The sequence below is a fragment of the Mesorhizobium sp. M8A.F.Ca.ET.207.01.1.1 genome, from assembly GCF_004794715.1.
Classification (GTDB): Bacteria; Pseudomonadota; Alphaproteobacteria; order Rhizobiales; family Rhizobiaceae; genus Mesorhizobium.
Window position 1 is genome coordinate 1 of record NZ_SRUS01000412.1, and the last position, 315, is coordinate 315.

Annotated in this window: 1 protein-coding gene; it reads right to left on the minus strand. The window is 67.6% G+C overall.

Annotated features, from left to right (window positions below; all coding sequences use genetic code 11):
- Positions 1 to 315 (minus strand): aminotransferase class III-fold pyridoxal phosphate-dependent enzyme (locus EN850_RS35140; RefSeq protein ID WP_136093043.1); only part of this gene is annotated, 315 nt, incomplete at both ends.

Below are 315 nucleotides of genomic sequence, written 5' to 3' on the forward strand. Positions count from 1 at the left end.
GCCGCCCATCCCGGGAAGCTTGACGATGTTCATGCTCAGGCCGCGCCGGAACGCTTCCGCCGCGATTGCGGCACCCAACTCGTGATTGGGCACCTTGCCGTCCTTGACGATCTCGACCCCGAGCAGCAGGCCGCGACCGCGCACGTCGCCGACCAGAGGATGGTCGCTCAGGCCGGCCAATCCAGCCATCAGGCGGGCGCCGGCCTTGATGCCGTTCTCCAGAAGGCCGTCCTCATAGAGCTTCAGCACCTCCAGCGCGACGGCAGCGCTGACGGGATGGGCCGAATAGGTGTAGCCATGGCCGACCGCCGCGTT